Source organism: Sinorhizobium chiapasense, assembly GCF_045277575.1.
In the GTDB taxonomy this organism is placed as follows: domain Bacteria; phylum Pseudomonadota; class Alphaproteobacteria; order Rhizobiales; family Rhizobiaceae; genus Ensifer; species Ensifer chiapasense_A.
In genome coordinates this window covers 2,493,375-2,517,815 of the sequence record NZ_CP144205.1, presented here as the reverse complement: position 1 = coordinate 2,517,815, position 24,441 = coordinate 2,493,375, and the positions used below count along the sequence as shown (strand labels likewise).

Genomic DNA, 24,441 nt, shown 5'->3' with positions numbered 1-24,441 from the left:
CGCAACTTTCCGTTTTCAGATCATTCGGCCTGAAAGACAGCTGCTCCAGCACCTTGCGCAAAAACGATAGAGGGGAAAAGGGGCTTGTGAACTCCTCAAGCCCTATTTGCCTGCAGGAATTGCGGCGGGCAGAGCTCGCCAAGGATCCAGTCGCGGAAGATCCGGATTTTCGGTGTGTTGCGGCGGGCGTGCGGATAGGCAAGCCAGTAGTCGCAACCGTCGCTGCAGCGCAGATCGAACGGCTGGTAGAGGCGGCCGAGCGCCACATCGTCCGGATAGAATTCCGGCGTCAGGATTGCGACCCCTTGGCCTGCGACGGCAGCGCGCGCCTCGAAGGATTGCGCGCCGAGCCGGCTGTGCGGCCGCCCTTCAAGATCGGGATCGTCGACGCCGGCGGCCTTGAACCACATCCGCCACCAGGGGTCGCCCGCATCGATGATCCTGAGCTTCAGCAGGTCACGCGGCTCGTGCACGCCGCCGATGGTTTCGGCAAGTGCCGGGCTCAGCATCGGGCTGAATTCCACGCGCATCAGCGGGTGTGTGTCGAGGCCGGGCCAAACGCCGGCGCCTGAGCGGATCGCAAGATCGGCCGGCTCCCGGGTGAAATCGGTGAGCGAGTCGCTCGTCGTCAGCCGGACGGCAATGTTGGGATGGGCGAGCTGGAAGCTGCCGATGTTGCGCGCAAGCCATTGGGAGGCGAAGGTCGGCGTCGAGCTGATCAGGAGCGCGCTGTCGATATCGCCGCGGGCGTTGGATACCGCGTCCTGCAGCATTTCGAAGGCTTCGGTCACGCGCGGGGCCATGCGTTGGCCCACTTCCGTCAGCGAGATCTGGCGCGGGCGGCGCAGGAACAGCGGCTCGCCGACATTCTCCTCGATCAACTTGACCTGGTAGCTGACGGCCGTCTGGGTCATGCCCAGTTCTTCACCGGCCTTGGTGAAGCTGCCGAGTCTCGCGACCGCTTCGAAGACCCGGAGCGCATTCAGCGGAAACTGCTTCGACATCTTCATGGATAAGTTCTCTTGATGCATGCAGACGGATGTTCGATTGGATTTCGATCCTCCTCCACGGCATCCTCCAAGTCAACTTCCCAAGACGAACAGGTGCTGAGATGACTTGCGATACTTTCGAACGTACTGAAAGAAAACCATTTCTTTCGCGTGAGCCGGTCGTCCGGCTCACGGCTGCCCTGTTCGGCGGCCTCGTTGCCCCCAAGCCGATGCTGGATGTCAACGCGCTCTCCGATCACATGAAGAGAGATATGGGTTTCATGGATGTTCACAGCCCCCACGGCGACGACGAGGAGGCAATGGCCAACGCTCGCCGTCTGCTCAGCATCAATGAACTGCCGCGGCTGTAGAGGCCGTGCGTTCCGTTTCTAAAGCGTCTTTCCGCTTCCAGCGATGCTTGAAAGCGGGATGCTCTGGGCGCGGGATTGATGGCCGTCAGGAGCGCCGTAGGCGTTCGACGGCCATCAGCACACGCTCCGGTGTTGCCGGCGCGTCGAGCCGCGGGCATTCGCGGTAATCCGCGACACTCGCGACCGCCATCGACAGCGCTTCCAGCACCGAGATCGGCAGCATGAAGGGTGGCTCTCCCACCGCCTTGGAGCGACCAATGGTTTTCTCGACGTTGCTCGACCATTCGGCAAGCCTGACATTGAAGATCTTCGGCCGGTCGGAAGCGAGCGGGATCTTGTAGGTGGAGGGGGCGTGGGTGCGCAGCCGGCCCTTGTCGTCCCACCACAGTTCTTCCGTCGTCAGCCAGCCCATGCCCTGCACGAAACCGCCCTCGATCTGGCCGATATCGATCGCCGGGTTGAGCGAGCGGCCGACATCGTGCAGCACGTCGACGCGATCGACCATGTACTCGCCGGTCAGCGTGTCGATCGAGACCTCCGAAACCGCGGCGCCATAGGCGAAATAGTAGAAGGGCGTGCCGCGGCCGGTGGCGCGATCCCAATGGATCTTCGGCGTCCTGTAGTAGCCGGCGGCCGAAAGCTGGATGCGACCCATATAGGCCTGCTTGATGAAATCGGCGAAGGGCACCAGCTCCTCGCCGATCTTCACGTGGTTGGCCACGAAGCTGACATTATCCGGCGTCGTCTGCCAGCGCTCGCAGGCGAAGCTTACCAGCCGCTCCTTGATCTGGCGTGCGGCGTCGAAGGCGGCCATGCCGTTGAGGTCGGAGCCGGAGGAAGCGGCGGTCGCCGACGTATTCGGGACCTTGCCCGTCGTCGTCGCGGTGATGCGGACACGGTCGAGATCGACCTGGAAACTGTCGGCGATCACCTGCGCCACCTTGATGTAGAGGCCCTGGCCCATCTCGGTGCCGCCGTGGTTCAGGTGGATCGAACCGTCCTGATAGATATGCACCAGGGCGCCCGCCTGGTTGAAGGCGGTCATGGTGAAGGAGATGCCGAACTTCACCGGCGTCAACGCAATGCCCTTCCGGATGACGCGGCTCGTCCGGTTGAAGTCGAGAACCGCCCGGCGGCGCGCCTGATAGTCCGCACTCTCTTCGAGTTCGGCGACGATCTGCCCGATGATGTTGTCTTCGACCTGCTGGTGGTAGGGAGTGATGTCGCGGCCGGAACCCTTGTCGCCATAAAAGTTCAGCTTGCGGATCTCGAGCGGGTCCTTGCCGAGCTGGTAGGCGATCTCTTCGATGATGCGCTCGCCGCCGAGCATGCCCTGCGGGCCGCCGAAGCCGCGATAGGCGGTGTTCGACACCGTATTGGTCTTCAGCGGTTGCGACGTGAGCTTCACATGCGGATAGAAATAGGAGCTGTCCGCGTGGAACAGGGCCCGGTCGGTGACCGGTCCGGAGAGGTCGGACGAGTAGCCGCAGCGCGCCGCATAATTGGCGTGGACGGCATGGATGCGGCCCTCGTCGTCGTAGGCGACGTCATAGTCGACCAGGAAGTCGTGGCGCTTGCCGGTTGCCGTCATGTCCTCGTCGCGATCCGGGCGGAACTTGACGGCACGGTTGAGCTTCTTCGCCGCAACGGCCGCAAGCACTGCAAACTGGTTCCCTTGCGTTTCCTTGCCGCCGAAGCCGCCGCCCATGCGGCGCACGTTCACCGTCACCGCGTTCGAGGGCACGCCGAGCACGTGCGAGACCATGTGCTGGATTTCGCTCGGATGCTGGGTCGAGGACCAGACGGTGACCTCGTCGTCCTCGCCGGGAATGGCGAGGGCGATATGGCCTTCGAGGTAGAAATGCTCCTGGCCGCCGATCCGCATGCTGCCTTTGAGCCGGTGCGGGGCTTTTTCCAGCTCCGCCTCGGCGTCGCCGCGCTGCAGGATCAGCGGCTGTGTCACCAGTTCGCCGCCATTGGCGACAGCGTCGAGAATGTCGGTGACGTGCGGCAGGTCGCGATAGGTGATCTTCGCCAGCCGTGCGGCCCGGCGGGCAATATCGCGGGTCTCCGCAATCACGGCAAAGGCCGGCTGACCGTGGAACTGCACGATCCCATCGGCGAGCACCGGCTCGTCGTGCAGGTGGCTGGGGCTGATGTCGTTGGAATGCGGCATGTCCTTGGCGGTCAGCACCAAGACGACGCCAGGCACGGCGACGACGGCCGAGAGGTCCATGGCGATGATTTCCGCGTGCGCCCGGTCGGTCATGCCGAGTGCGCCATGCAGGGTGCCTGCCGGTTCGGGCATATCGTCGATATAATCGGCAGTGCCGGCCACATGTTTGTGGGCGCTGTCGTGACGCAGCGGCGCATGCATCTCGCCGCGGATCGCCTTACGTTCCTCGAAGGTGGATTTGTCCATCTTATTGGTTCCTTCCGAAGGAAATGCTCCTCATCCGCGCGGTGAGGAAAGCGAAGCGCCCCTCATCCGCCTGCCGGCACCTTCTCCCCGCCATGCGGGGAGAAGGAGACTCGTGGCAACCGGCAGGTTGACCGCTCCTGGCGAAGCCTGCGACGTCCACGTTTCCTCTCCCCGCCTGCGGGGAGGGGGCTAGTCCTCGGGTTAAACCCGAGGAGAGGGGCAAATCCCGCCCATTGAACTGGCGATCGACGCTCATACCGCCTCCTCGAAACGACGCAGCTGCGCCGTCTCGCCGCCGCTTTCCAGGAAGAAACGCATCAACAGGTTCTTCGCCGCCAGCATGCGATAATCGCTGGTGGCACGCCAGTCGGTAAGCGGCTGGTAGTCGGTCTCGAAGGCTGGCTGTGCCGCGTGGATCGTTTCCTCGGTCCAGGTCTTGCCGATCAGCGCCGATTCCACATTCGTGGCGCGCCTCGGCGTGGCGGCCATGCCGCCGAAGGCGATGCGGGCGGAGCGGACGGTGCCATCTTCCACCGACAGGCGGAACGCGCCGAGCAGGGCGGAAATGTCTTCGTCGCGGCGCTTGGAGACCTTATAGGCGGCAAAGAGATCCTCGGCCGGCAGGCGCGGCACGAAAATGCTTTCGACGAATTCGCCCGGTTGGCGATCCTGCTTGCCATAGGCGATGAAGAAGGATTCGAGCGGCAGTGTGCGCCGGCCCTCTTTCGAGCGCAGCGTCACGGTGGCCTCGAGCACGATCAAGGGCGGCGGGCTGTCGCCGATCGGCGAGCCGTTGGCGATGTTACCGCCGATCGTGCCCATGTTGCGCACCTGCTCGCCGCCGATCCGGTTGATCAACGGGCCGAAGCCGGGATGGATCTTACTGAGGGCGGAGAACGCGGCGGTGTAGCTGACGCCGGCGCCGATCGTCAGGCCTGCCTCGCTCTCTTCGATGCGCTGCAGTTCTGCGATGCCGTTGATGAAGATGGCCGGGTTGATCGGCCGCATCTGCTTGGTCACCCAGAGGCCGACATCGGTAGAGCCGGCAACGACCGTCGCCCCCGGATGTTCGGCGAGTGCTGCGGCCAGGCCATCGCCGTCCGCCGGCACGATCAGGCAGTTTTCGCCCTGGCGAATGATGATCGTTTCGGCCGGGATCAGCGCCTTGAGCCTTGCGGTGATCGCTTCGCGCTCCCTGGTGATCGGATCGAAAATGGCGGAGGGCCGCGCTTTCGCGGCCGCTTCCGCGGCGCGCACGATCGGCTCGTAACCGGTGCAGCGACAGAGATTGCCTTGCAGCGCCTTCTCGATGGCAGCCCGGCTCGGGTCGTCGTTCGCAAGCCAGAGGCCATAGAGCGACATGACGAAGCCGGGCGTGCAGAAGCCGCATTGCGAGCCGTGGAAATCGACCATCGCCTGCTGCACCGGATGCAGCGTGCCGTCCTTGCCGGCGAGATGTTCGACCGTGACCACGTGCGTTGCCTGCAGCGAGCCGAGGAAGCGGATGCAGGCGTTGACGCTTTCATAGACGAGCGCATCGCCCGCGAGCCGCCCGACCAGCACGGTGCAGGCGCCGCAGTCGCCCTCGGCGCAGCCTTCCTTCGTGCCGGTCAGCCGGCGCTCGAGCCGCAGAAAGTCGAGCAGGGTCGTGGTCGGTGCGATATCCGAAAGCGAGACCTCGTGGTCGTTGAGGATGAAGCTGATCGTTCCATTCGACTGGGGCATGCCATTCATTCCCTGCGGCTGCATTACCTGAAATCACTTTGATTTTAGGTGGTTATGCAGAAAAGCAAAGGGCCGAAGAAACTTTTGCCTGCTCCAGGGGCGTGCCTATTGCGCCGTCCAGCCGCCGTCCATGGAAACATGGGTGCCGGTGATCTGGGCCGCGTCGTCGCCGGCGAGATAGACGGCGAGGGAAGCGACCTGTTCGACCGTGATGAACTTCTTGGTCGGCTGGCCCTTCAGCATCACGTCGTTGATGACCTGCTGCTCGGTGATGCCGCGGGTGCGCGCCTGGTCCGGGATTTGCTTTTCGACGAGCGGCGTCAGCACGTAGCCGGGGCAGATCGAATTGACGGTGATGCCGTTTTCTGCGACTTCGAGGGCGACGGTCTTCGTCAGGCCTAGAACGCCGTGCTTGGCAGCGACGTAGGCCGCCTTGAACGGCGAGGCGACGAGGCCATGGGCGGAGGCGATGTTGACGATGCGGCCCCAGCCCTTCGCCTTCATGCCGGGAATGGCGGCGCGGATCGTATGGAAGGAAGAGGAGAGGTTGATCGCAATGATGCGGTCCCATTGCTCGATCGGGAAATCCTCGACCTTCTCGACATATTGAATGCCGGCATTGTTGACGAGGATATCGACGCTGCCGAAGCGCTCGGCGGCCGTGGCGATCAGATCGGCGATCTCGGTGGGCTTCGTCATGTCGGCGCCATGATAGACGACCGTCCCGCTCGTCAGCGCGCCGACCTCGTCCGTCGCTTGTCTGATTTCATCGGGGCTGCCGAAGCCGTTCAACACGATGTTGGCGCCGCCCTTGGCGAACGCCTTGGCGATCGCAAGCCCGATGCCGCTCGTAGAACCGGTGATGACCGCTGTTTTCGTCATTGCTGCTCTCTCCCTTTGCGGCGCCGCGGATTTCCCTTTGCTGCGGCGCAACAGCGCCAGCCTACGCGTAAAACCGCGGCGCTGACAATTGTGTTTTTGAGTCCTGCATGCTTGCTTAAATTGGATCCGACTTAAGCAAGCATGCAGCAGTTCAGAGTGCTACAGCGACCTTTGCGCGTCTGATGAGACGCGCGGCGCTGTAGGGACCGCTGAGTTGTCGAGGGGACCAACGAAGCCGGGCGGTTGCGTTTTGTTTTCGTTTGACATTCGTTTTGCCATCGTATTGAAGTTTCCGAAATGACGTCCCGCCCTTGAGGAAGGGCGGAGAACAATTGAGCGGCATGAGGAAAAGTGTGTGCGGTTTTCCGCCCGCATCCCGCTCTAACTTATGGTGCGGCCGGGGAGGGGCATATGGGCGGATATATTCTCGCGATCGATCAGGGTACGACCTCGAGCCGTGCGATCGTCTTCGACGGTCGGCAACGGATCGTCGGTGCCGGCCAGAAGGAATTCAAGCAGCACTTCCCGAAATCCGGCTGGGTCGAGCACGATCCCGAGGAAATCTGGCAGACAGTCCTTTCGACGGTCCAGGAGGCGATCGCCAAGGCAGGCATCACTGCCGGCGACATCTCGGGCATCGGCATCACTAACCAGCGCGAGACCGTCGTCGTCTGGGATCGCGAAACCGGCAGCCCGATCCATAACGCGATCGTCTGGCAGGACCGCCGCACCGCCGCCTATTGTGACGAGCTCAAGCAGCAGGGGCTGGAAAAGACCTTCACCGAGAAGACCGGCCTGCTGCTCGATCCCTACTTCTCCGGCACCAAGCTGAACTGGCTGCTCTCCAACGTCAACGGCGCACAGGCGCGCGCGGCGAAGGGCGAGCTCTGCTTCGGCACCATTGACACCTTCCTCATCTGGCGGCTGACCGGCGGCAAGTCCTTCGTGACCGATGCCACCAACGCTTCACGCACGCTCATCTACAACATTGCCGAGAATGCCTGGGACGAGGAACTGCTCGATATCCTCAACGTGCCGCGCGCCATGTTGCCGGAGGTCAAGGACTGCGCAGCTGATTTCGGCGTCACCGATGCGGCGATCTTCGGCGCCGCGATCCCGATCCTCGGCGTTGCCGGCGACCAGCAGGCGGCGACGATCGGCCAGGCCTGCTTCAAACCGGGCATGCTGAAATCCACCTATGGCACCGGCTGCTTCGCGCTGCTCAACACCGGCAAGGATATGGTGCGCTCCAAGAACCGGCTGCTCACCACCATTGCCTACCGGCTTGACGGCGAAACGACCTACGCGCTGGAAGGTTCGATCTTCGTCGCCGGCGCTGCCGTGCAATGGCTGCGCGACGGTCTGAAGGTCATCAAGGCAGCGCCGGATGCCGGCACGCTCGCTGAAAGCGCCGATCCGACGCAGGAGGTCTATCTGGTCCCGGCCTTCACCGGTCTCGGCGCGCCGCACTGGGATCCGGATGCGCGCGGCGCGATCTTCGGCATGACCCGAAACACCGGCCCGGCCGAGTTTGCCCGCGCCGCGCTCGAAGCCGTCTGCTACCAGACGCGCGACCTGCTGGAGGCGATGCACAAGGACTGGCGCAACAACGGCAAGGAAACGGTGCTGCGCGTCGATGGCGGCATGGTTGCTTCCGACTGGACGATGCAGCGGCTTTCCGACCTGCTCGACGCACCGGTCGACCGCCCCGTCATCCTCGAAACGACCGCGCTCGGTGTCGCCTGGCTCGCCGGCGGCCGCGCCGGCGTCTGGCCGAAGCAGGAAGCGTTCGCCCAGTCCTGGGCGCGCGACCGTCGCTTTGAGCCGGCCATGGACGAGAAGATGCGCAAGGCCAAGCTTCAGGGATGGCGCAATGCCGTGAAGCGCACGCTGAACTAACAGCACGGGCGAGGCGCGGTTTTCACCCGTAGCATCCGGTTCCGGCCAATCATCCGACACAGGCTCCATTCATGCTCATCCGGGAAACACAGCGTTTCCCGGATGAGCATTTGCTGCTCCTGCGCGCGGCAACTATCTGTTGTCACAACAGAAACAGGACGGGCATCATGGAACTCGGGCTTTACACTTTCGCGGATGTCGATCCGAATGCTGAAGAAAAGGGCAAAGAGGGGCAGCGCCGCCTCAAGAACCTTCTCGAAGAAATCGAGCTCGCCGATCAGGTGGGCCTCGACGTTTTCGGGCTCGGCGAGCATCACCGCCCTGATTATGCGGCCTCGGTACCATCCGTCATTCTGGCTGCCGCCGCCGCCAAGACGAAAAATATCCGGCTGACCAGCGCCGTCACGGTGTTGAGTTCGGACGATCCCGTGCGCGTCTTCCAGCAGTTCTCGACCCTGGACCTGATCTCCAATGGCCGTGCCGAGATCATGGCGGGGCGCGGATCCTTCATCGAATCCTTCCCGCTCTTCGGCCAGTCGCTCGATGACTACGACCAGCTTTTCGCCGAGAAGCTCGATCTATTGATGGCGCTGCGCGACAGCGAGAAGGTCACGTGGTCGGGCGAGATGCGGCCGGCAATCCACGATCGCGGCGTCTACCCGCGGCCGCTGCAGGACCCGTTGCCGCTCTGGATCGCCGTTGGCGGCACGCCGCAATCGGTGGCGCGCGCCGGCGCGCTCGGTCTGCCGGTGGCGCTTGCGATCATCGGCGGCGAGCCGCGCCGTTTCGCGCCGCTCTTTGATCTCTACCGCGAGGCCGCGCGCCGCGCAGGCCAGGATCCGGCCAAGCTCAAAACCAGCATCAACGTGCACGGCTTCATCGCCGACACGACCGATCTGGCCGCCGACCAGTTCTATGGTCCGCAGGCGGAGGTGATGAACCGTATCGGCCGCGAGCGCGGCTGGGGACCGACGAACCGGGCACATTTCGATCAGGCGCGTGGGCCTAGCGGCAACCTCTTCCTCGGCGATCCGGAAACGGTGGCTCAGAAGATCGTCGAAAACTGGAAGGTCTTCCGCAACGATCGTTTCCTGCTGCAGATGGCGATCGGGCCGATGCCGCACGAGCAGATCATGCGCGGCATCGAACTCTACGGCACCAAGGTGGCACCGCTGGTGCGCAAGGCGGTGGCGGAAGAGGAGGCGGCGGCATCGGCCGCAGTCTGATCTGCAACGCGGGGTTTCAGGGCTCGATTGCCGGCCGTCCCGTTCGGCGCTGGCATAACGTATGGCGACACGCTACATGTGAGCGCGAAAGCGAGACACGGATGACCCTGAACAACGAAGAAGATCTGCTGCGGCTGAAGGAAATCGGCCGCATCTGCGCCAACGCATTGCAGGCGATGGGCGAGGCGCTCGAGCCCGGCATCACCACGGCGGAACTGGATGCGATCGGCCGCAGGGTGCTGGAAGAGGCCGGCGCGCGCTCGGCGCCCGAGCTCTGCTACAATTTCCCCGGTGCCACCTGCATCAGCGTCAACGAGGAAATCGCCCACGGCATTCCCGGCAGTCGGGTGATCCAAGCGGGTGATCTCGTCAATATCGACGTCTCGGCCGAAAAGGACGGCATCTTCGCCGACACGGGCGCTTCCTTCCCGGTGCCGCCGGTCAGCGTCGCGATCGACAGGCTTTGCCGCGATGGCAAGCGGGCGATGTGGGTCGGCCTCAAGCAGGTGCGCCCCGACCAGCCGCTGGCGGCCATCGGCAACGCGATCGGCGACTTCGCCCGCAAGAACCGCTATTCGCTCGTCACCAATCTCGCCAGCCACGGCATCGGCCGCTCACTGCATGAAGAGCCGACCGAGATTGCCACCTGGCCGGACCCGCGCGAACGCCGCCGGATGACCGACGGCATGGTTTTCACCGTCGAGCCTTTCCTGTCCACAGGCGCGCAATGGGCCGAAGGCGGCAATGACGACTGGACGCTCTACAGCGATCCGCGTGCGCCGACGGTGCAATACGAGCACACCGTCGTGGTCACGCGCGGCGGGCCGCTGGTGGTGACGCTGCCCGGCTAAAGCAACGCTAGGAAAAGTGCGAAGCGGTTTTCCGTCCGGCGTTGCGGGCGGGTTTCGGGGCCGCGACCCCCGTAACCCATTGAAGTCGTTCGATCGTTCGATTTCTTCAATAGGTCCTTCAATTATTGTCATTTGTGGGGGCCCTTGTTGCGGTGCAATAAAAGAGCATGACCACGCTCGACAGACCGCTCCCGGCCAACATCTCCGCCACGGCCACTGCAGGCGCTATCGCCATGGCCGTCGCCATGGGCTTCGGCCGTTTTTCCTATACGCCGATCCTGCCGGCGATGATGGCCGATCTCGGCCTCTCGCCGGGCGATGCCGGCCTCATCGCCTCCGCCAATTTCGTCGGCTATCTCGCCGGTGCCATTCTCGCCGCCCTTGGTTGGGCGCATGGATACGAGCGCCGGATCGGGCTTGCGTCACTCGTCGCCACCACAGCTCTGCTGGCGGCCATGGGGCTCTCGTCCTCCGTCGCCGTGCTGGCGCTCATCCGCTTCCTGGCCGGCCTTGGCAGCGCCTTTGCCATGATCTTCATCTCCGGCATCGTGCTTGGCCATGGCCTGCTTGCGCGGTCGGAGCATGTGCCGGCCGTCCATTTCGGCGGCGTCGGCCTCGGCATCGCATTTTCCTCGCTCTGCGTCTGGGTAAACCCGCTTGCGGGGCATGCCAGCTTGACGACTTCGATGGGCGATTGGTTCACCGGTGCCCTCGTTGGACTGGTCGGGACCATTTTTGTCGCAGCGCTCCTGCCCGGCGTTCCTTCTTCCGGTGGAGGCACGGTGCGCGAGAAACCGCTTGCCTGGACGCGACCGCTCACGGTGGTGACGTTTACCTATGCACTGTTCGGCTTCGGCTATGTCATCACCGCCACCTTCCTTGTCGCCATGGCGCGTGACCCCAGCGGCGGCCACAGCATCGAGTTTCTCGCCTGGCTGCTGACCGGCCTTGCCGCAGCGCTCTCCGTCCATCTCTGGCGCTTTGCCGTCCCGCGCCTCGGTCTTGCCGGTGTCTACGCGGTCGGCCTTTTGGTCGAGGCGGTCGGCCTGGTGCTGACGGTCGGACTGCCCTTGCCCTATGCGCCGCTCGCCGGCGGGCTGATGCTTGGGGCTACCTTCATGATGATAACCGCCTATGGCCTCCAGATCGGCCGACGGCTCGCGCCGGAAAGCCCGCGCAAGGCGCTCGCCCTGATGACCGCCGCCTTCGGCATCGGCCAGATCATCGGCCCGCTGGTCGCCGGTTGGCTGGCGGAACGCACCGGCAGCTTCGCTGCACCGACCTTGATTGCGGCGATCGTGCTCTTCCTCTGCGGTGGCGTCATCCTCTTCGAATTGAAGCGGATTTCAGCGGCGTTGAAGTCTTGACCGGGTGCCGCGATCACGCCAACGGCGACCACAAAATGTCGCCCGACCCTGGCGCTGCCCATGATGAAATAACAGTAAGATTTGTATTCCCGGATTGTTGACGAAGGCGCTTTGCCGTAGTTTCGGCGCATCGGTGGGCGTATCTCGCGTCAACCTACAAGAGTCGATCACGATGGTCGCTGCAAGCCATCGCGAAAAAAACGAAAGTGCCGCACCTTGCTCGAATCCTTCTTTCCGAAGCCGAAGCTGTTCTTCCTTTCCGTTGTCCTGTGGTCGCTATTTTCGGTCGCCTTCTGGTATACCGCCGGCGAGCAAATGGGAGCGGTGTTCGGTCTGCCGCCATTGGCAGGCGAAGCGCCCATCGGCCTTGGGCATTTCTTCACGACGGCGTCGGTTTGGTTCTACTTATATTTCACTTCGAGCATGGCGCTGTTCTGCCTCTTCTGGCAGTTTTACGCCGTCGATAATCCGTGGCGGAAATGGTCCGTCTGGGGATCGGCATTTATCGTTTTTACTGTTTATTTCTCCGTCGACATCAGCGTTGCGCTCAATAATTGGCGCCGCCCTACGTTCGATAGGATCGTCGAGGCCCTGAAAGCACCGAACACGGTACAGGCCTCGGAAATATACGGCTACGCGCTCATATTCTTCGAACTGGCCAGCGTTTATATCGTTTCGGCCGTGCTCATCAGTTTCTTCACCAGCCACTATCTGTTCCGCTGGCGAAACGCGATGAACGACTACTACTATGCAAAGTGGTCAAAGGTCCGCCACATCGAGGGTGCCTCCCAGCGTATCCAGGAAGATACGATGCGCTTCGCAACGACCGTCGAAGGCTTGGGCGTCCGGCTGATCGATTCGCTCATGACCTTGATCGCCTTTTTGCCGGTGCTGCACGCACTTTCGGCCAACGTCAAGGAACTGCCGATCGTCGGCGCCGTGCCCTATCCACTCGTGCTGGCTGCGATTTTCTGGTCGCTTTTCGGCACCGTGCTGCTTGCCGTGGTCGGCGTAAAGCTGCCGGGGCTCGAATTCCGCAACCAGCGCGTCGAGGCGGCGTACCGCAAGGAACTCGTCTACGGTGAAGATCACCCGGACCGCGCGCTCCCCCCGACCGTCACGGAACTGTTCAGTAATGTGCGGAAGAACTACTTCCGCCTCTATTTCCATTACATGTATTTCAACGTTGCGCGATATTTCTACCTGCAGACGGATAACATCTTTCCGCTTTTCCTGATGGTTCCGGCCATTGTGGGAGCGACAATCACCTATGGGCTTTTTCAGCAGATCCAGGGCGCGTTCTCGCAGGTGACGAGTTCGTTCCAGTATCTCGTCAATTCCTGGCCGACCGTCATCGAGCTGATTTCCATCTACAAGCGCCTGCGCGCCTTCGAAGCGGCAATCGAAGAGCAGCCGCTGCCGCAGATCGATCAGCAGTTCATCGAGGCTGGCGGAAGGGAAGAGCTGGCGCTCTGATGGTGCTCGGAGCGTGTCGCGTGACAGCGAGTCGTGCGACGCGCTCAGTCCCACGTTGCCACGTGCCGGCTGAGGCTATGGAACCGCGTGAGCGATAGGTCCTGAATCAGAAGGCGGAGCGATCCGCCTTCTTTTTTGCCTGCTCGATGACAGGCAACGCCTGGGCATAACTGACACAGGCAACGTCGGGTTTTCCGCAGACTTCCGTCAGCAACCGATCGAGGGCGCGCCAATAGGCGCCACCGTTCATCTCGACGAAATGAAAGCCGAGCTGCAGGGGAATTCGGTCGCCGCCATATTCGCGGTCGAAGGCTTTCCTGTAGGCCTCGTAGGTGCGCTCCTCGAAGCGCGCACTGTCCTTCTTGTTCTCGACGCCCATGGAGTGACGGACGAAGAGATTGTAGTCCATGCCGATCACGGGGCGCTGCGTCGGTCCCTCGGGAATCAGCGGCAAGCCGAAGCGCGGCAACCCGTCCTTGGTCGTCGGCCAGCCCGGTCCCTTGGTCACCAGGCTGGCGTCATAGGTGAAGCCCGATTCCGTCAGGGCCGGCAGCAAGCCATCGCTCAGCGAAAGATAGGGAGCACGGAAACCCTTGACGCCCGCTTTGGCGAACTCGGCCCAGCCCTCGGGCTCCGCCTCTGGTCGATCCGCCCTTTTCCAGGCGTCGCGGAGCGCAGTGTTGAAGGTTGTGAATTCGCTCTGCCAGTCGGCCTTGCTCCAGCCCTTGCCGTCGAAATGACCGCAGGCGTGGCTGGCGATGTCGTGGCCATCGAGGTGGGCCTGCCAGACATGGCCGGCGCGAACGGCGATCTCCTCGCGGCTCTGGGCGAAGCCGACATTCGAGCGGCCGGGTTTCTGGCCCGGCGGCCTATAGATCTCCTTGCCGTCGGCTCGGGTCATCAGGAAGGTGCAGGAGAGAAAATAGGTGAAGTGCGCGCCGGTGCGCTTCGCCATCGCCAGGCTCTTTTCCCATAGCGCATTGTCATGGGCACCGTCGAAAGAGACGATGACAAGCTGCCGGTCAGCGGTGGGGACGGTGGCCGGCGTCGCCGGTTCGGAGCGCGCAAGCGCAGGTACCATGGCAAGGGAAAAGGCGAGAAATGTACGAATCATGATCAACTGCAGCGAGGAATTTTCGTCGCAGATTGTTCGAAATTGCGGCAATCCTTTGATCGGGCTGGAAAAAGGACGCCATCAAGGCTACTCCATAGCCACCCGGGCCAGAATCGGTCCAAGGGCGAATGGCATAGAAAATCAAAGAGCTACAGCGACTCAAGCGCGCCTGCCCGGCACGCGGACGCTGACTTGGTCCGATCTCTCGAACAAAGCGGTGGCCCCATGGCGATACTCGTTCTCGGCATCATCATCTTTCTCGGTATGCATCTCATCCGCGTGGTTGCGCCCGGTTTGCGGGCCAGCGTCATCGAGAGCCGCGGCAAGGGAACCTGGATGGGGATCTATGCGATCCTCAGCCTCATCGGCCTCTGTCTGATCATTTATGGCTTCGGCCAAGCCCGCAGCGAAACGGGCATGCTCTACAATCCGCCGGTGTTTCTGCGCCACATCGCGCTTCTGCTGATGCTTTTCGCATTCGTCTTCCTGGCTGCAGGCTTCCTGCCGGCGGGCCGCATTGCGGTGGCGGTCAAGCATCCCCAGATCCTGTCGATCAAGATCTGGGCCTTCGCGCATCTGCTCGCCAACGGCGAGACATCCTCCGTCCTGCTGTTCGGTTCATTTCTCGCCTGGGGCGTGATCCTGCGCATCTCGCTGAAGCGCCGCGAGCGGGCAGGGGAGCGCGTGCTGCCGGTGTTCAAGTCATCGACGAACGACGTGTTGGCGATCGTCATCGGTTTCGTCGGCTGGGTGCTCTTCGTCTGGAAGCTTCACGAGTGGTTGATCGGCGTCGCGCCGGTGGTGATGGGCTAAATCACGTCGGCCCCCTTACAAGCGCCGCAAAATCGGGTAGAAGGCGCAAAATCCATGAGCGCGCGGTGCGTGGGCAAGAACGCGTCGCGCGTGCTCGAACAGTTTGAGATCGTGCGCTGTTTCCGTTGATGACGGTCGGAATAGCGCACCAGTGGGCAGGCAAGGCCGGGGCAATAGATGGCGAACCAAGACGACAGCTTTATCCGCGAGGTCAATGAGGAACTGCGTTCCGACCAGATGAAGAACATCTGGGCGCGTTTCGGCGGTGTCATCGTCGCGATCGCCGTGCTTATCGTCCTCGGAACCATCGGCAAGGTCGGGTTCGACTACTGGCAGGAGGGAGCCTCTTCGAAGTCGGGCGACGCCTTCCTGCAGGCGCTCAACCTTGCCAAGGAAAACAAGACGGACGAGGCGCTTGCTGCCTTGAACGCGCTGGAGAAGGACGGCTACGGCGCCTATCCGGTGCTGGCGCGCCTGCGCGCGGCGACGCTTCAGGCCCAGAAGGGCGATACCGATGCAGCGGTGAAGGCATTCTCGGCCATTGGCAGGGACGGCAGCGTACCGGCGGCCATCCAGGACGCGGCGCGGCTGCGTGCCGCCTATCTGCTGGTTGACATCGGCAGCTACGATCAGGTTTCGGCCGAGGTCGAGCAGCTCGCGACGCCGCAGCACAACATGCGCCATTCGGCGCGCGAAGCGCTCGGCCTTGCGGCCTACAAGGCCGGCGATTACGCCAAGGCAAAGACCTGGTTTCAGCAGATCGTCGACGATCAGCAGAGCCCGCGCAACGTCGCCGGCCGCGCCCAGATGCTGCTCGACGTGATCACCGCCAGCGGCAAGGCCTGACGTTTCGCCCATCCGCGATGTGGATGGGCACAGGGTGCACGACCCTTTCGAATCAGCGCATGATCCCAAAATCGATCTCGATCTTGGGGTTGTGCGCTAAAGCATTTAAAGCAGTTCCAGCAAAAGTGCGCAGCGGTTTTGCGTCCGGGACTGCGAAAGACAAACAAGCAGTTCCAGCAAAAGTGCTTAAGCGGTTTTGCGTCCGGGACTGCGAAAGAAAGGCAAGCAGTTCCAGCAAAAGTGCTTAAGCGGTTTTGCGTCCGGGACTGCGTGAAATCATCAGCAGAGCAGTTCCCCTGAGGAACGCTCCGGTGCCGCCTGGATGCGGCTGAGAACGAAATTACGAGCGCGGCCCGCCCAAATCGGCTGCCGCGCTCCAAGCGGAAACGGATAGATCCATGAGCTTCACCGTCGCCATCATCGGGCGTCCCAATGTCGGCAAGTCCACCTTGTTCAACCGTCTGGTCGGCAAGAAGCTGGCGCTTGTCGACGATACGCCCGGGGTTACCCGCGACCGTCGGCCGGGCGACGCCAAGCTGATCGACCTCAAGTTCCGCATCATCGACACGGCCGGGCTCGAACAGTCGCCGCCTGACAGCCTACAGGGACGGATGTGGGCGCAGACGGAAGCCGCGATCGACGAGGCCGATCTCACGTTGTTCCTGATCGACGCCAAGGCCGGCTTGACGCCGGCCGACGAGACATTGGCCGAGATGCTGCGCCGTCGTGGCAAGCCCGTCATTGTCGTAGCCAACAAGTCCGAGGCGCGCGGCTCCGACGGCGGTTATTACGACGCTTTCACACTAGGCCTCGGCGATCCTTGCCCGATTTCGGCCGAACATGGCGAAGGTATGCTCGACCTGCGCGACGCTATTGTCGCCGCGCTCGGGGAAGAGAGAGCCTTCCCGCCCAGGGAAGACGTGGCGGAGACCGACGTCGATATCCGTCCGACCGGTGCCGGGGATGGGACCGAGGACGACGAGGCCGAGCCGGCCTATGACGAGACGAAGCCCTTGCGCGTCGCGATCGTCGGCAGGCCGAATGCCGGCAAGTCGACGCTGATCAACCGCTTCCTCGGCGAGGACCGCCTGCTGACCGGCCCGGAAGCCGGCATTACGCGCGATTCCATTTCCGTCGAGTGGGAATGGCGCGGCCGCACCATCAAGATGTTCGATACCGCCGGCATGCGCCGCAAGGCGAAGGTGCAGGAGAAGCTGGAAAAGCTCTCGGTTGCCGATGCGCTGCGCGCCATCCGCTTTGCCGAAACGGTCGTCATCGTCTTCGACGCGACCATACCCTTCGAGAAGCAGGACCTGCAGATCGTTGATCTCGTGCTGCGCGAGGGCAGGGCAGCGGTGCTCGCCTTCAACAAGTGGGACCTGGTCGAGGACTGGCAGGCGGTGCTTGCCGATCTTCGCGAAAAGACCGAGCGGCTGCTGCCGCAGGCGCGCGGCATCCGCGCCGTGCCGATTTCCGGCCACACCGGCTACGGCCTCGACCGGCTGATGCAGGCGATCATCGAGACGGACAGGACCTGGAACCGCCGCATCTCCACCGCCCGGCTCAATCGGTGGCTCGAATCCCAACAGATCCAGCATCCGCCGCCGGCCGTGTCCGGCCGCCGCCTGAAGCTCAAATACATGACGCAGGTGAAGGCCCGCCCGCCGGGCTTCATGATCTCCTGCACCCGTCCTGACGCGCTGCCGGAATCCTACGTGCGCTACCTGATCAACGGTCTGCGCAACGATTTCGACCTTCCGGGCGTGCCGATCCGCATGCATTTCCGTTCGGGCGACAACCCCTACGAATCGAAGGCGAAAAAGCGGCGTTAAAGCAGTTCCAGGAAAAGTGCGAAGCGGTTTTTCGTCCGGAACTGCGGAAGACAGGCAAGCAATTCCAGGAAAAGTGCGAAGCGGTTTTCCGTCCGCGTGACCAAAGCAAAGCTGAAAGCGATCCTGCCGCTCACGCGACAGGCAGCTTTTCCTTGGGGACGAGCGCTCCATGATGGCCGATAACGCCGGCGGCGACACTCGCCGCAAAGGCGGCGGCCTCGGCCGGTTGAGCACCGGCGACCAGGCGGGCGACGAAGGCACCGTTGAAGCTGTCGCCGGCGCTGGTCGTGTCGACGACGCGCGCGACCGGCGTTGCGGGCACGTGCTGGAGGGATGCATCGCCGAACGCGAGCGTCACGCCCTTCTCGCCGTCTTTCACGACGACATTGGCGGCGCCGAGGCCTTTGTAACGCGCGATCGTCGCTTCGATCGAGGCGTCGCCGAAATGGGTGACCTCGTCGTCGAAACTCGGCATGACGAGGCTCGCCGCACGGGCGCCATCGGTCAGCGTCCGGCGCATGCGTTCGGCGTCGTCCCAAAGCCGCGGGCGAATATTGGGGTCGAAGACGACCAGCTTGCCGGCGGCTTTCGCACGGCGGAGTTCCGAAAGCAGCGTCTCCACCGCATCGGATGCAAGGATCGCCAGGGTGATGCCGGAATAGAGGATGAGGTCGGAGGCTTCGATCGCGCGCCGGAGGTGCTCGGCATCGTCGGCCAGAAGCTTGGCGGCCGAGTGTGAGCGCCAGTAGGAGAAGCTGCGCTCGCCGTCCTTCAGGTGGATCATGTAGAGCCCGGCCGAACGGTTCTCGATCCGGCGCACGGCCGAGGTGTCGATCCCTTTTTCCGCCATGAAGGCCAGCATCTCGTCCGAGATCGTATCGGTGCCGACGGCGGAGCAATAGGCGACGGTCCAGTCAACAGGCACGAACAGGCGCGCATAGTAGGCGGCGTTGAAGGTGTCGCCGGCATAACCTTTGCGCAGCAGCCCGCCTTCCGCCTGCATGAGTTCGACCATGCACTCCCCGATCGCAAGCATCTTCCCGGCCAACGACTTTCCTCCTCGCAAGATTTCGCCTGAGACGGGATAAGGGGCTCCGCCGCTCTCGGCAAGAGATTGTTTCCGGTGGCGTTCGTGACGATAGAAGACGGCGTTTACTGATCCGCCGAGCAACGCTACACCTTTGCGGGCGAACCGTCTTCAAGGGGGCATTCATGACGTCTCGGCAGGTATCGGGTGACGATTGGTGGCGCGGCGCGGTGATCTACCAGGTCTATCCGCGCTCCTTCCAGGATACCGACGACGACGGCATCGGCGATCTGAAGGGCGTCACCCGTCGGCTGGCGCATATCGCCTCGCTCGGCGTCGACGCCATCTGGCTGTCGCCGTTCTTCACCTCGCCGCAGGCCGACATGGGCTACGACGTGTCGGACTATTGCGACGTCGACCCGATGTTCGGAACGCTCGCCGATTTCGACGAGATGCTTGGCGAGGCCCATCGTCTCGGCCTGAAGGTCGTCATCGATCAGGTGATCTCGCATACGTCCGATCGCCATCCCTGGTTCATCGAAAGCCGCTCGGACCGGACGAATCCGAAGGCCGATTGGTATGTCTGGGCCGATCCGAAGCCGGACGGCACGGCGCCCAACAACTGGCTGTCGATCTTTGGCGGGCCGGCCTGGGAATGGGACGGGGTGCGCAAGCAATATTACATGCACAACTTCCTCGGCTCGCAGCCAGACCTCAACTTCCACAATTCCGCAGTCCAGGACGCCGTGCTCGATGCCGCCCGCTTCTGGCTCGACCGCGGCGTCGACGGCTTCCGCCTCGATACCGTGAACTTCTATTTTCACGACCGGCATCTCAGGGACAATCCGCCGCTCGTTCCCGATCCGGACGCAACCAGCAACGATGCGCCTGACGTGAACCCCTACGGTATGCAGGACCATCTCCACGACAAGAGCCAGCCGGAAAACATCGCCTTCCTCCAGCGGTTCCGGGCGCTGCTCGACCGTTACGAGGGGCGCATGACCGTCGGCGAAGTCGGCGATGGCGCCCGCTCGCTGAAGACGGTAGCGGCCTATACCGGCGGCGGCGACAAGCTCAACATGTGCTACACCTTCGACCTGCTCGGTCCGGACTTTACGGCGCGGCATATCCGCCGCTGCGTCGAGAATTTCCAGAAGGTGGTCACCGACGGCTGGGTTTGCTGGGCCTTCTCCAACCACGACGTGACGCGCCATGTCAGCCGCTTCGCCCGGAACGAGACCGAGCGGGAGAGGGTGGCGCGGCTGGCGATCACGCTGCTTTCCAGCCTGCGCGGCTCGATCTGTCTCTATCAGGGCGAAGAACTGGGGCTTCCGGAGGCGGAGCTTGCCTTCGAGGACCTGCGCGATCCCTATGGCATCCGCTTCTGGCCCTCCTACAAGGGCCGCGACGGGTGCCGCACGCCGATGGTGTGGGAAGAGGCGGCAGCGAATGCCGGCTTCTCCGCTGGCAAGCCCTGGCTGCCGGTGCCGGCTGAACACCGCCGCCTAGCCGTGGATGCTATGGCCGCGGGCGTGGATACGACCCTCGACCACTACCGGGCGACGCTCGCTTTCCGCAATACGCAGCCGGTATTGCGTGATGGCGTGATGCGTTTCCTCGACACGAACGGCGACCTCTTGGCCTTCGTTCGCGAAAAGGACGGCGAGCGCCTGCTCTTCGTGTTCAACCTCACCCGCGAGCCGCAGGTGTTTCTGCCGTCCGCCCTGGTGCAACCCCTGGATTTGCCCGGATATCCGGCGCGCCTCGAAGCCGGTAGCATTAAGCTCGCCGGATTGTCGGCCTTCTCAGGAAAATTCTGATGCGCGTCTTGTTGATGGATGGTGAAACCATCGGCCGCTGGGTCGAAATGCGTCTGGCGCTCTGGCCGGATACGCCGGAAGCGGAGCATCGCGCCGAGGTCGAATCCTCTCTTGCCGAAAGTGATCGCTATGCGTCGTTCCTGTGCGAGGACGAGGCGGGAGTCGCCGCTGGCTTTGCGGAGGCGTCGATCCGCCGGGACTATGTCAACGGGTGCGAAACCTCGCCGGTGGCCTTTCTCGAAGGGATTTACGTGTTGCCGCGGTACCGCCGCCGTGGTGTGGCGCGTGCGCTGATCACCGCGGTGGAACGCTGGGCGACGAGCCAGGGATGCCAGGAACTTGCTTCCGACACAGCGACCGACAATCTCAGGAGCCAGAGCCTGCACATGGCGCTCGGCTTCGAAGAGACGGAGCGGGTCGTCTATTTCCGCAAGGAGCTGGCGCCCGCCGCGGCGGACAATTGAGCGCTCCAGCGGCCAGAGGCGGGCCTCACCCGATCAGCATGAACTTGTCGACGTCGACCAGCCCGCGGTCGGAGATCTTCAAGTGCGGGATGACCGGCAGCGGCAGGAAGGCGAGCTGCAGGAAGGGCTCTTCCAGCTTGGCGCCGAGCGCGAAGGCGGCGTGTCTCAGGTGGTGCAGGGTATCGCGCACGGACTCGTAGGGCTCCAGGCTCATCAGGCCCGCGACCGGCAGCGCGATCTCGCCGGTCACCTTGCCGTCTTCGACGACGACGAAGCCGCCCTTGATCTCGCCGAGCCGGTTGGCGGCGCTCGCCATGTCCTCGTCGTTGACACCGACGACGCAGATGTTGTGGCTGTCATGGCCGACGGTCGAGGCGATTGCGCCCTTCTTCAGCCCGAAGCCCTGGACGAAGCCGTTGGCGTGGTTGCCGTTGACGCCGTGGCGCTCGATGACTGCCACCTTGATGATGTCGCGGCCGAGATCGACGCCGGTCTGGTTGCCGACGGCCGGCAGGCGGTAGCGGCGATGTTCGGTGATGATCTTGCCGGGAAGCACGCCGATGACCGAGGTATCGCCATCCGTGACCGGGACACCAAACGCGCTGGCATGAACCTGGCCGGCCTTGACGCTGTCGAGCCCGACGGGCGCGACCGGATTGCGGGTGGCAAAGAGCGCATCTGTGACGCGCCTTCCGCCTGAGAACACCATCTCGGCTTTGCAGTTTTGCAGGTTGTCGACGACGACGAGATCGGCGCGCCAGCCGGGCGCGACAAGGCCGCGGTCGGAGAGCCCGAAGGCGCGGGCGGCCGAGATCGAAGCGGCGCGATAGATCGCCAGCGGCTCGACGCCGGCTGATATCGCCGTGCGGATCATGTGGTCGAGATGGCCCTGTTCGGCGATATCGAGCGGATTGCGGTCGTCGGTGCAGAGCGCCAGATGCGGTGACAGGCGTTCGGTGATGATCGGCATCAGCGCGTGCAGGTCCTTCGAGACCGAACCCTCGCGCACGAGGATGTGCATGCCCTTACGGATCTTCTCCATCGCTTCTTCGGCACTGGTGCATTCGTGGTCGGTACGGATGCCGGCGGCGAGATAGCCGTTCAGATCCTTGCCGGAGAGCAACGGCGCGTGGCCATCGATATGGCCGCCCTGGAAGGCGTCGAGCTTGGCGAGACAGACGGGATCCTTGTGGACGACGCCGGGGAAGTTCATGAACTCGGCGAGGCCGATGACCTTGGGATGATGACGGAAGGGCAGGAGCCTTTCGATCGGCAGATCGGCGCCCGATGTTTCCAGATGCGTTGCCGGCACGCAGGAGGAGAGCTGGACACGGATGTCGATGATCGTTTCCTGGGCCGAGTCCAGGAAGAACTGGATGCCCTCGGTGCCGAGTACGTTGGCGATCTCGTGCGGGTCGCAGACGACGGTGGTGATGCCGAGCGGCAGGACGCAGCGGTCGAATTCATGCGGCGTGACGAGTGAGGATTCGATGTGCAGATGCGTGTCGATGAAGCCGGGTACGACGATGCGGCCGGTGATGTCGATCTCCTCGCGTCCCTCGTAGCTGCCGAAGGTGCCGACGATGCGGTCGCCGGAGATCGCGATGTCGGAGGCGGCCAGCTCGCCGGTCACGAGATCGAAGAAGCGCCCGCCCTTCAAAACGATATCGGCCGGTTCGCGTCCGACGCCCTGATCGATGTAGCGTTCCAGTGCTTCGGACATGGGGCAACTCCAGTTCTTGTGTGCATCGAGCCACCGGTCTGGCTTCCGTAGCGACCGTGCTTCGGTTCCGCGTGGCAGATAAGAGTAACCCTCTCCTCGTCGCCGGGGAAAGGGTCATTGATGGTCGGCGCGAGGCCGGATCAGATGTTGTTGTTGAGAACGGCGCGCAGCTTGCCGAACAGCTCGTCGATCTGGGTCTTGCTGATGATCAGCGGCGGCGACAGCGCGATGATGTCACCGGTGGTGCGGATCAGCAGGCCGCTCTCATAGGCCTTCAGGAATGCGGAGAAGGCACGCTTGGTCGGCTCACCGGCGATCGGCTGGAGCTCGATCGCACCGATCAGGCCGAGATTGCGAATGTCGATAACATTCGGGCAATCTTTCAGCGAGTGCAGCCCGTCTTCCCAGTAGGGGGCGAGCTCGGCGGCGCGGGTGAGCAAGCCCTCTTCCTTGTAGGTGTCGAGCGTGCCGAGGGCGGCGGCCGAGGCGATCGGGTTGCCGGAATAGGTATAGCCGTGGAAGAACTCGATCATGTGCTCCGGACCATTCATGAAGGCATCATGGATCTCGGAGGTGACGAAGACTGCGCCCATCGGGATGACGCCGTTGGTCAGACCCTTGGCGGTCGTGATGATGTCGGGCTTCACGTCGAAATACTGCGCGGCGAAAGGCGTGCCGAGGCGGCCGAAACCGGTGATGACCTCATCGAAGATCAGCAGGATGCCGTGCTTGGTGCAGATTTCGCGCAGCTTCTGCAGGTAGCCCTTCGGCGGAATCAGCACGCCGGTGGAGCCGGCGACCGGCTCGACGATCACGGCGGCGATGGTGGAAGCGTCATGCAGCGTGACGATGCGCTCGAGTTCGGTGGCGATGTCGCCGCCATGTTCGGGCTCGCCGCGGGTAAAGGAATTCTGCGCCGGCAGGTGGGTGTGCGGCATGTGGTCGACGCCAGTGAGCAGCGTACCGAACATCTTGCGGTTGGAGACGATGCCGCCGACCGAGACGCCGCCGAAGTTGACGCCGTGGTAGCCGCGCTCGCGGCCGATCAGCCGGAAGCGCGAGCCGTCGCCCTTGGCGCGGTGATAGGCGAGCGCCACCTTCAGCGCCGTGTCCACCGATTCCGAGCCGGAATTGGTGTAGAGAACATGATTCATGCCTTCGGGGGCGATGTCGACCAGGCGGTTCGCGAGTTCGAAGGCCTTGGGGTGGCCGAGCTGGAAGGCCGGTGCATAATCGAGCTCGCCCGCCTGTTCGCGGATCGCCTCGGTAATCTTCGGGCGACAATGACCGGCGTTCACGCACCACAGCCCGGCCGTTCCGTCCAGAACCGTACGACCGTCATGGGTCGTGTAGTACATATCCTTCGCGCCGACGAACAGCCGCGGTTCCTTCTTGAACTGCCGGTTCGCGGTGAACGGCATCCAGAAGGCGCGCAGATCGTTCGGGGTGTTGAGACGGTTCGACATTCCAGTTCTCCTCGGTCCGTTTTTCGTCAGGCGCTCGCCGCCCGCATTTTTTACCCTTTGGTCAAACTATCAGCGCCCCGGGACGCGTCAAGCCTTGGAAGCCCCGCACAGAGAGCCTTCGGGGTGGC

19 protein-coding genes are annotated in these 24,441 nt (G+C 63.3%); 11 read left to right on the top strand and 8 right to left on the bottom strand.

Translation table 11 applies throughout. The annotated features are described in order from the left end of the window. Positions 1 to 95: 95 nt before the first annotated feature. Positions 96 to 1,010, bottom strand: coding sequence for a LysR family transcriptional regulator (locus tag QM996_RS12200; protein ID WP_500267707.1), 915 nt, complete (start codon positions 1,008 to 1,010; stop codon positions 96 to 98). Positions 1,011 to 1,039: 29 nt separating this feature from the next. Between QM996_RS12200 and QM996_RS12195 the strand changes: the two genes are divergently transcribed. After that, positions 1,040 to 1,360 carry a hypothetical protein gene (locus tag QM996_RS12195; protein ID WP_500267706.1) on the top strand — a complete coding sequence of 107 codons (321 nt, stop codon included), beginning with the start codon at positions 1,040 to 1,042 and terminating at the stop codon, positions 1,358 to 1,360. An 85-nt stretch (positions 1,361 to 1,445) separates the two neighbouring features. Here the strand turns inward: QM996_RS12195 and xdhB are convergent, their stop codons facing one another. The 3 genes from xdhB to QM996_RS12180 all read right to left on the bottom strand — a co-directional run bounded on the left by xdhB (position 1,446) and on the right by QM996_RS12180 (position 6,389). Continuing rightward, on the bottom strand, positions 1,446 to 3,782 hold the full coding sequence (gene xdhB, locus QM996_RS12190; protein ID WP_500267705.1) for a xanthine dehydrogenase molybdopterin binding subunit: 2,337 nt from the start codon (positions 3,780 to 3,782) through the stop codon (positions 1,446 to 1,448). A 252-nt stretch (positions 3,783 to 4,034) separates the two neighbouring features. Continuing rightward, positions 4,035 to 5,507, bottom strand: coding sequence for a xanthine dehydrogenase small subunit (gene xdhA, locus QM996_RS12185; protein ID WP_500267704.1), 1,473 nt, complete (start codon positions 5,505 to 5,507; stop codon positions 4,035 to 4,037). 105 nt (positions 5,508 to 5,612) lie between these two features. Further along, positions 5,613 to 6,389, bottom strand: a complete 777-nt coding sequence (locus tag QM996_RS12180; protein ID WP_500267703.1) for a 3-hydroxybutyrate dehydrogenase — start codon at positions 6,387 to 6,389, stop codon at positions 5,613 to 5,615. A 411-nt stretch (positions 6,390 to 6,800) separates the two neighbouring features. Between QM996_RS12180 and glpK the strand changes: the two genes are divergently transcribed. From glpK to sbmA, 5 genes are all read left to right on the top strand, one after another. Continuing rightward, the gene (gene glpK / locus QM996_RS12175; RefSeq protein WP_500267702.1) at positions 6,801 to 8,288 is read left to right on the top strand and encodes an FGGY family carbohydrate kinase; all 1,488 of its coding nucleotides are present in this window, start codon (positions 6,801 to 6,803) and stop codon (positions 8,286 to 8,288) included. A gap of 167 nt (positions 8,289 to 8,455) precedes the next feature. Further along, positions 8,456 to 9,514, top strand: coding sequence for an LLM class flavin-dependent oxidoreductase (locus QM996_RS12170; protein WP_500267701.1), 1,059 nt, complete (start codon positions 8,456 to 8,458; stop codon positions 9,512 to 9,514). 101 nt (positions 9,515 to 9,615) lie between these two features. Beyond that, positions 9,616 to 10,365, top strand: coding sequence for a methionyl aminopeptidase (map, locus tag QM996_RS12165; RefSeq protein ID WP_500267700.1), 750 nt, complete (start codon positions 9,616 to 9,618; stop codon positions 10,363 to 10,365). A 167-nt stretch (positions 10,366 to 10,532) separates the two neighbouring features. Next, positions 10,533 to 11,732 carry an MFS transporter gene (locus QM996_RS12160; RefSeq protein ID WP_500267699.1) on the top strand — a complete coding sequence of 400 codons (1,200 nt, stop codon included), beginning with the start codon at positions 10,533 to 10,535 and terminating at the stop codon, positions 11,730 to 11,732. A gap of 216 nt (positions 11,733 to 11,948) precedes the next feature. After that, positions 11,949 to 13,208, top strand: a complete 1,260-nt coding sequence (gene sbmA / locus QM996_RS12155) for a peptide transporter (RefSeq protein ID WP_500267698.1) — start codon at positions 11,949 to 11,951, stop codon at positions 13,206 to 13,208. Positions 13,209 to 13,314: 106 nt separating this feature from the next. Here the strand turns inward: sbmA and QM996_RS12150 are convergent, their stop codons facing one another. Beyond that, a complete protein-coding gene (locus tag QM996_RS12150; RefSeq protein WP_500267697.1) occupies positions 13,315 to 14,322 on the bottom strand; it encodes a polysaccharide deacetylase family protein in 1,008 nt (335 codons plus the stop codon). A gap of 225 nt (positions 14,323 to 14,547) precedes the next feature. Here QM996_RS12150 and QM996_RS12145 point away from each other — a divergent pair, with 225 nt between their 5' ends. From QM996_RS12145 to der, 3 genes are all read left to right on the top strand, one after another. Next, positions 14,548 to 15,135 (top strand): NnrU family protein, encoded by a 588-nt coding sequence (locus QM996_RS12145; protein ID WP_500267696.1) that lies wholly within the window; start codon positions 14,548 to 14,550, stop codon positions 15,133 to 15,135. A gap of 177 nt (positions 15,136 to 15,312) precedes the next feature. Then, a complete protein-coding gene (locus QM996_RS12140; protein WP_500267695.1) occupies positions 15,313 to 15,981 on the top strand; it encodes a tetratricopeptide repeat protein in 669 nt (222 codons plus the stop codon). A gap of 398 nt (positions 15,982 to 16,379) precedes the next feature. Then, a complete protein-coding gene (gene der / locus QM996_RS12135) occupies positions 16,380 to 17,813 on the top strand; it encodes a ribosome biogenesis GTPase Der (RefSeq protein WP_500267694.1) in 1,434 nt (477 codons plus the stop codon). A gap of 130 nt (positions 17,814 to 17,943) precedes the next feature. On the opposite strand, the gene QM996_RS12130 is transcribed toward der, so the two are convergent. After that, positions 17,944 to 18,861 (bottom strand): sugar kinase, encoded by a 918-nt coding sequence (locus tag QM996_RS12130; RefSeq protein WP_500267693.1) that lies wholly within the window; start codon positions 18,859 to 18,861, stop codon positions 17,944 to 17,946. A 164-nt stretch (positions 18,862 to 19,025) separates the two neighbouring features. Between QM996_RS12130 and bglA the strand changes: the two genes are divergently transcribed. Both bglA and aac(6') read left to right on the top strand, forming a co-directional pair. Beyond that, on the top strand, positions 19,026 to 20,660 hold the full coding sequence (gene bglA, locus QM996_RS12125) for an alpha-glucosidase family protein (RefSeq protein WP_500267692.1): 1,635 nt from the start codon (positions 19,026 to 19,028) through the stop codon (positions 20,658 to 20,660). After that, positions 20,660 to 21,124 (top strand): GNAT family N-acetyltransferase, encoded by a 465-nt coding sequence (gene aac(6'), locus QM996_RS12120; RefSeq protein WP_500267691.1) that lies wholly within the window; start codon positions 20,660 to 20,662, stop codon positions 21,122 to 21,124. Before bglA ends, aac(6') begins: the two co-directional genes overlap by 1 nt. A gap of 25 nt (positions 21,125 to 21,149) precedes the next feature. Here the strand turns inward: aac(6') and ade are convergent, their stop codons facing one another. Together ade and aptA are read right to left on the bottom strand one after the other, a co-directional pair. After that, complete coding sequence (gene ade, locus QM996_RS12115) at positions 21,150 to 22,847, bottom strand: adenine deaminase (RefSeq protein WP_500267690.1); 1,698 nt, start codon at positions 22,845 to 22,847, stop codon at positions 21,150 to 21,152. Positions 22,848 to 22,987: 140 nt separating this feature from the next. Then, positions 22,988 to 24,313, bottom strand: coding sequence for an aspartate aminotransferase family protein (gene aptA / locus QM996_RS12110; protein ID WP_500267689.1), 1,326 nt, complete (start codon positions 24,311 to 24,313; stop codon positions 22,988 to 22,990). Between the last annotated feature and the right edge of the window lie 128 nt (positions 24,314 to 24,441).